We start from the raw sequence: 6,208 nt of genomic DNA on the forward strand, positions 1-6,208 counted from the left end.
GCATGCCGCTGCGTGCCAACCTCAAGCACCTGTACGGTACCGACCCCCGGGCCGTCCGCGACGGTGTCCTGCGCGAGGAGCTGCATCGCCCGATCCAGGATGATCGGGCGGGCGTGACAGCGGGACAACGCACCGGTCCCGGTCAGCGGGACAGTTCCTTGGCACGTCGTTCGAGAAAAGCTCGGACGGCCGGGTCCGTACTGAGGGTGGACGCTTGGGTGTAGGCGGCGCCCGCGTCCTGGTGTCGGCCGAGCCGGGCGAGCAGGTCGCCGCGTGCCGCGTGATAGGGCTGGAACCACTCCCGTTCGCCGGGCAATGCCTCCAGCAGCGACAGTCCCGTTCGGGGTGAGCGGGTGCGTCCGATGACGGCGGCGTGGGCGACCCGGCTGCCCAGGCTCGGCGCGATCGCGACCAGAGCGGTGTAGAGGGTGCACAGTGCGTTCCAATCGGTGGCACCGCTGCGGGCCCGATCGCAGTGGACCGCCTGGATCGCCGCCTCCAGCTGAAACCGCCCGGGCGCCTGGCCTGGCCGCTCGGCCCGGCGGAGATAGTCCTGGCCCTCGACGATGAGGTGGGGGTCCCACTTGTCTGGGTCCTGCTCCTGCAACGGCAGATAGCGATCGCCGGGAGTCGTGGCACGCGCCGAGGCCAGGGTGAGCAGCGCCGCCAGCGCCCACGCCTCGGGCTCGTCGCCGAGCAGCCTCGCGGTCGTGACGGCCAGGAACCGGGCCTCCCCCGCAAGCGACGCCCCCTCGCCCCGCTCCGGGAAGGCCAGCGCGTAGCAGCCGTACACCGCCTCAAGCACCGACGGCAGCCGCTGGGGCATCGCCTGTCGTCCGGGGAGGACGAAGGGGATCTTGGCGTCCCTGATCCGCCGCTTGGCCCGCACCAGCCGTTGCGACATCGCCCCGGCGGGCACGGCGAAGGCGCGCGCGATCTGGGCGGAGTCGAACCCGAGCACGGCCTGCAGCATCAGCGGCGTACGGACGTTGGCGGCGATGGCCGGGTGCGCGCAGACGGACAGCAGGGCCAGCCGCCGGTCGGGGATCCGGTCCGGGTCGAGATCGTTCAGTGGCTGGACGGCGTCGGCACCGATGTGGGTGGCCGCCTCCAGCGGCTGGTTGCGGCGGTGGGCGGCGGACTTCCACAGATCCCGCTGCCGGTTGCGTGCGACCGTCAGCAGCCAGCCGTCGGGGTTGTCCGGTACGCCGTCGCGCGGCCACGTGATCAGAGCCTGCTCGAAGGCCTGCGCCAGGGTGTCCTCGGCGAGTTCGAGGTCGCCGGTCGGAGCGGCCAGCAGGGCGACCAGCCGGCCATAGGACGCCCGTGCGGCGCGCTCGGCGACGTGCGCAGCCGTCTCGCCGGTCACGATGACCCAGCCCACGTCCCGGCCTCGATGTGCACGGCACCGGGCCGGACCTCGACGGTGCCCCACGACAGCGGCGGAGCCTGCCGCGCCCACTCCAGGGCGGCGTCCAGATCCGGCACGTCGATGACGATCACGCCCCCGAGTTGCTCCTTGGTGTCGGCGAACGGCCCGTCCTGAATCCGTGGCTCCCCATCGACCAGCGTGAGCGTGGTCGAACTGGTCGACGGCTGCAGCACCTGGCCGCTCACCAGGATCCCGGCCTGCTCCAGCGTCGCGGCGTAACTGGCCATGGCCCGCATCCCGGCGGCTATCGCCTCGGCCCCGATCGACTCCTCGCTCGCCTCGCCGTAGTGGAACAACAACATGTACCGCATGTCTTGATCCTCCCTCGTCAATTGACCGTGTAGCGTGCGATCAGCACACCGGTCGTGGCCATGATCGTCTCCTGAAGCGTCAGGTCGGTACGTTCCCCTCGCCGAACAGCCGCGTGCCCGAACCGAGCACAATCGGGTGGATCAGCAGGACATACTCCTCGACCAGGCCCGCCGCATGCAGTGAGCGCACCAGCTCACCGCTGCCGAGCACCCTGATCACGCCGTCGATCTGGTCCTTGAGCCGTGCGACGGTGCCGGCCGCCTCCCCCACCAGCAGCGTGGAGTTGGGGTAGGCGAGTTCGGTGCCCGCCTGGCGGGAGGCGACGTACTTGCGCGAGTTCACCAGTACCTCGGTGAACGGGTTGGGGTCGGTCACCGAGGTCCAGTGGCCCAGCAGGTCGTCGTATGACCGGTGCCCGAAGAGCATCGCCGTGGCCCTGCCCGTCCCTCCGACGAACTTCCCGATCGCCTCGTCGGTGTACCCGATGCCCCAACCGCCGTGACGGAATCCATCCCGGGTGTCCTCGTCCGCCCGGCCCGGCCCCTGCATGACGCCATCTACACAGACGTTCGCGAAAACGCTGACCGTGCCCACCTCGAACTCCTCATCTCGTGATCGTCCAGGCCGTGCTCGTGCCCGGCACAGTGATGACGAGGTGGAGAGGGCCGGACAGACACCCGCCAGTCCACACGTGGACACTTTGGCAGCCCCCTGGTCCGTCGGGACACCGCGCCTGCGACCAGCGCGATCGGGACGCGCAGCTGCTCCAGGAACTGGTAGCGGGTGTGGGTGAGGTGAGGTTGGACACGAGCCTCCTCCTTGGAGGTGATGGTGATGAAGGCCTCTTCCGGCGAGGTCGGCCGCACCTCCAGGTCGGCGAAGGCCGTCCCGGCGCCTGCCGGCTCGGTGACCAGCAGGTCGGAGTCGGTGGTGAGCAGGTGCACCCGGCCGTCCTCGACCGGGCTCCGCGAAATCCCGGGCAGATCTGGTACGGCCGGCGCCGCGGAGGAGACCCGGCGCACGCCTACCAGCAGGTTGATCAATACGGATCGCCCGGGGGTCTCGTATCTCGCACAGGCCGTCGGGCCTGACGAAGCATCCGCCGGTCAGGTCCTGGACGGCGGGGTGCAGCACTGTCTTCCACTAGGACCGGCGGATCCTCTCGCGCGACCTCACCCAGGCGGTGAAGCCCTCGATCGCGTCGACGACCGCCTCGAAGCGGACAGAGTGGTACAGGTCGAAGGCGTGGTTCCCGCCGCGCAGTTCGGCGTAGACGACGGGGGCGGCCGAGGTGGCGCGTAGCCGGTCGGCGAAGTGCCGGGCATCGGCCGCGGGCACCTGCGGGTCCAGATCGCCGTGGGCGATGAGGAACGGCGGTGCGTCCGGTGCGATGTGGGCCAGCGGTGAGGACTCGGGGCCCTGGCCGAAGTAGGTGCCGTACCAGCCGTTCAGGTAGATGGCGCCGGTCACGGAGGTGTCGGCGTCCTCGAAGCCCGGCTGGAAGGCGGGGTCGTTCTGGGTGAGCGCGGCCAGCGCCGCCATGTGCCCGCCCGCCGAACTGCCCGCGACGAACAGCGTCGACGGGTCGGCGCCGTACTCGTGGGCGTGCTCGCGTACCCAGGCGATGATCTTCTTGAGGTCGATCAGGTGGTCCGGGTGCTGGGCCTCGGGCCGTAGCCGGTAGTTGGCGCTGATGCACACCCATCCCTGGCCGGCGAGGTGATAGAGCAGGGGAAGTGACTGGCTGTTCTTGTGGCCCCCGGAGTAGCCGCCGCCGTGCAGGTGGATCATCACGGGCGCGCCGGACGGGCGTGAGCGGTGATGGTAGAGGTCGAGCACGTTGCGGCGGCCCGCGTCGCCGTAGGCGAGGTCGGCCACACGCCGGACGTCCAGGCGGCGCCGGAAGATGGGCAGGAGCAGGATGCGGGCCCACGGGGGGCGGCGCCGCAGTCCGACGCCGAGGTCGGCGTCGATGGCGGCGCGCCACCCCGCGCCCAGCCCGAAGTCCATCGCGCGCTCGATCCTGGCCCGCTCGCCCATCGCGCGGTAGGCGATGACCCCGAGCCCGATCGCGGTCACGGCGGCCAGGGCGACGGCCGCCCAGCCGCCCGCCGAGTCGATGTCACCGTCGGCGAACGCCAGCGCCGTCGGCAGCAGCAGCATCCAGAAGAAGGCCGCGAACGGCAGTTCGTTGGCGGCCAGGCCGAAGTAGTAGCTCGGGCGGCCGAGCGGGCGTGAGAACGGCACCGGCCGTAGCGCGAACAGCGTGCCGACAGCGGCGAGCGCCACAGTGAACAGATACCCGAAGGGCACGGAACCTCCAAAGATCGCATCCGTGCGGATGATGCTAGGAAGGTCCGCCATATGCTGTCCAAGACCAGCATTCTCATCAGTTGATAGCCCTAGAGGCATAATGGATCTGCTGTCACTGCGCTACTTCCAGGCCGTGGCCCGTCACGAGCACATCAGCAGGGCGGCCGAGGAGCTCCGCGTCGCCCAGCCCTCGCTCAGCCGGACCATCGCGCGGCTGGAAGCCGACCTGGGCGTGCCGCTGTTCGACCGGCACGGCAGACGCATCCGCCTCAACCGGTTCGGCGCCGCATTCCTGCGCCGGGTGGACAGGGCACTGGCCGAGCTGGAGGACGCCAGACGCGAGCTCGCCGACGCCGCCGGCCTGGCCCGCGGCAGCGTCTCACTCGCCTCGGAGACCCTGCTCACGGTCACCGAACCGGTCAAGAACTTCATCGCCGAGCATCCAGGCGTCGCCGTACGCCTCTTTCAGGCGAGCCCGGAGGTCATGGCCGAGCGGCTGAGCGAGGGACAGGTCGACCTCTGCCTGGCCTCCGAGGCGCTCGATGGTCCGGCTCCGCCAGGAGTACTTCGGCAGCAGCCCCGCCTCGACCTTCACCAGCGACGCGACGTACTCCACCGCGGCCGGCGGCATCTCCCCGGGACAGGCGGGAAACCGCTCCTCAACCTCGTAAGATCGCTACGTACCGAAACCGATGGCCAGCTCTTCGCATATCGCCCGAGTGGTCGCAGGACTGGTCAGGGGCGGCTCGTCGTGGCTGTAGGAGGTCCGGGTCCAGTGGGCGGCGGAAACCCGCATGCACCCGGGCGCGCGGATCTCGTAAGCTGCGCGCATGCTCCCCGACCTGCCGTGGCCCTCGATGACCCACCGCGAGGCCACGGCAGAGCTGGTGCTGGCGGGCTGGACCCCGTGCGGCGTCGGCGACTGGGCGACCGGCCTGCGCTCTCCCGACGGGCTATGGGTGGCCAGGGTGTGCCCGTTCGACCCGGCCTACGCCGCCTTCCTCGAGTTGTGCCGCCGCCGGTCCGGCAACCCCTACCTGCCGCGCGTGGCCTTCGACACCCCGCTGGACGGCGGCGGCACGCTGGCCGTGCTGGAATTCCTGACCCCGCTCGAGTCGGCGCGGGCAGAGGAGGTCGCCCGCCAGTGGCGGGAGGGCACGGGTGACCCAGCCCTGGCGGACGTTCGGCAGGCTGCCGCCGCGGTCGATGCCGAGTTCCGGGCCAGGGTGCCCTGGTGGGACGGCATCGACCTGAACACCGGCAACCTGCGGCAGGCCCTCGACGGGCGAGTGGCGGTCATCGACGTGTTCTGCATGGACGGCGCCTCCGTCTACGCGCAGGTCCTCGAGGACGCCGGCGTGGTCCGCGACAAGCTGCCCAACAGCCGCCACATCCTCGACATCCCCTATATCGCCCGCGAGAGCACCCCCGAAGAGATTCGGGCCCTCCACGCCGCCTGGTATCGCACGCCGTAGGGTCGGCGTGCGCCTGCAGGATCACCTGGGCAGGCGCCCGGCCAGTGCCACATCAGGTGACGTTCGCCCTGGCGAGATCCTTGCCCGGACACGGGTGGGGTGAAGCCCTTCGTGATATGTTCCGGTGTCGTCGTACGCTGCGAGCTGAGGAGGTGAGACCGATCAACGCTGTGAAAGGTCGGGCCTCACTCCCTCGCACGGCCTGGGGAGTGCCCGCAGAAGGCATCCCGAAAGGCTTCAATCGCTATGCGCTTCATCTCTGAGACGTCATCCGACGGCGTCTCCGAACAGCTCTTCACCCTCGGTGAGATTCCCGGCGTGCTGTGGACGCCGGAAGGTGCCGTCGGCACTCGCCCCCTCATCCTGATGGGACACGGCGGCGGCCGGCACAAGAAAGCCCCCGACATCGTGGCCCGTGCACGCCGCTCCGTGGCCGAATGTGATTTCGCTGTGGTGGCGGTCGACGTTCCCGGCCATGGCGACCGGCCGAAGGACGAGGAGTACGACCGGATCGCGACCGAGAACCAGGCTCGCGTGGACGCCGGAGAAGAGTTGGCTCCGCTGATCGCCGGCTTCCAGACGCTCGTAGCCCGCCGGACCGTCCCGGAATGGCAGGCCGTCCTGGACGTGGTCCAGCAACTCGAGCACGTCGGCGCCGGCCCGGTGGGCTACTGGG

The 6,208-nt window shown here is 70.2% G+C and carries 7 protein-coding genes and 2 pseudogenes; 3 read left to right on the forward strand and 6 right to left on the reverse strand.

Annotation, left to right across the window (positions count from 1 at the left end; all coding sequences use genetic code 11):
* Positions 1 to 142: 142 nt before the first annotated feature.
* The 5 genes from ACWDS7_RS45530 to ACWDS7_RS45550 all read right to left on the reverse strand — a co-directional run bounded on the left by ACWDS7_RS45530 (position 143) and on the right by ACWDS7_RS45550 (position 4,057).
* Positions 143 to 1,384, reverse strand: a complete 1,242-nt coding sequence (locus tag ACWDS7_RS45530) for an RNA polymerase sigma factor (RefSeq protein WP_451934368.1) — start codon at positions 1,382 to 1,384, stop codon at positions 143 to 145.
* On the reverse strand, positions 1,366 to 1,743 hold the full coding sequence (locus ACWDS7_RS45535; RefSeq protein WP_451934369.1) for a YciI family protein: 378 nt from the start codon (positions 1,741 to 1,743) through the stop codon (positions 1,366 to 1,368). Before ACWDS7_RS45535 ends, ACWDS7_RS45530 begins: the two co-directional genes overlap by 19 nt.
* A gap of 79 nt (positions 1,744 to 1,822) precedes the next feature.
* The gene (locus tag ACWDS7_RS45540) at positions 1,823 to 2,338 is read right to left on the reverse strand and encodes a dihydrofolate reductase family protein (RefSeq protein ID WP_451934370.1); all 516 of its coding nucleotides are present in this window, start codon (positions 2,336 to 2,338) and stop codon (positions 1,823 to 1,825) included.
* Positions 2,302 to 2,787: a hypothetical protein gene (locus tag ACWDS7_RS45545; protein WP_451934371.1), complete on the reverse strand. Its 486-nt coding sequence runs from the start codon at positions 2,785 to 2,787 to the stop codon at positions 2,302 to 2,304. Before ACWDS7_RS45545 ends, ACWDS7_RS45540 begins: the two co-directional genes overlap by 37 nt.
* Positions 2,788 to 2,887: 100 nt before the next feature.
* A complete protein-coding gene (locus ACWDS7_RS45550; protein WP_451934372.1) occupies positions 2,888 to 4,057 on the reverse strand; it encodes an alpha/beta hydrolase in 1,170 nt (389 codons plus the stop codon).
* A gap of 100 nt (positions 4,058 to 4,157) precedes the next feature.
* Here ACWDS7_RS45550 and ACWDS7_RS45555 point away from each other — a divergent pair.
* Positions 4,158 to 4,328 (forward strand): annotated as a pseudogene (locus tag ACWDS7_RS45555) (helix-turn-helix domain-containing protein); the annotation flags it as partial.
* 108 nt (positions 4,329 to 4,436) lie between these two features.
* On the opposite strand, the gene ACWDS7_RS45560 reads toward ACWDS7_RS45555, so the two are convergent.
* Entirely contained in the window at positions 4,437 to 4,688 is a 252-nt protein-coding gene (locus ACWDS7_RS45560; RefSeq protein ID WP_451934373.1) for a hypothetical protein, read from the reverse strand.
* A gap of 199 nt (positions 4,689 to 4,887) precedes the next feature.
* Between ACWDS7_RS45560 and ACWDS7_RS45565 the strand changes: the two genes are divergently transcribed.
* Together ACWDS7_RS45565 and ACWDS7_RS45570 are read left to right on the forward strand one after the other, a co-directional pair.
* Entirely contained in the window at positions 4,888 to 5,532 is a 645-nt protein-coding gene (locus ACWDS7_RS45565) for a hypothetical protein (RefSeq protein ID WP_451934374.1), read from the forward strand.
* Between the two features lie 318 nt (positions 5,533 to 5,850).
* Positions 5,851 to 6,208: pseudogene (locus ACWDS7_RS45570) on the forward strand (alpha/beta hydrolase); the annotation flags it as partial.

Source organism: Streptosporangium sp. NPDC003464 (assembly GCF_053588315.1).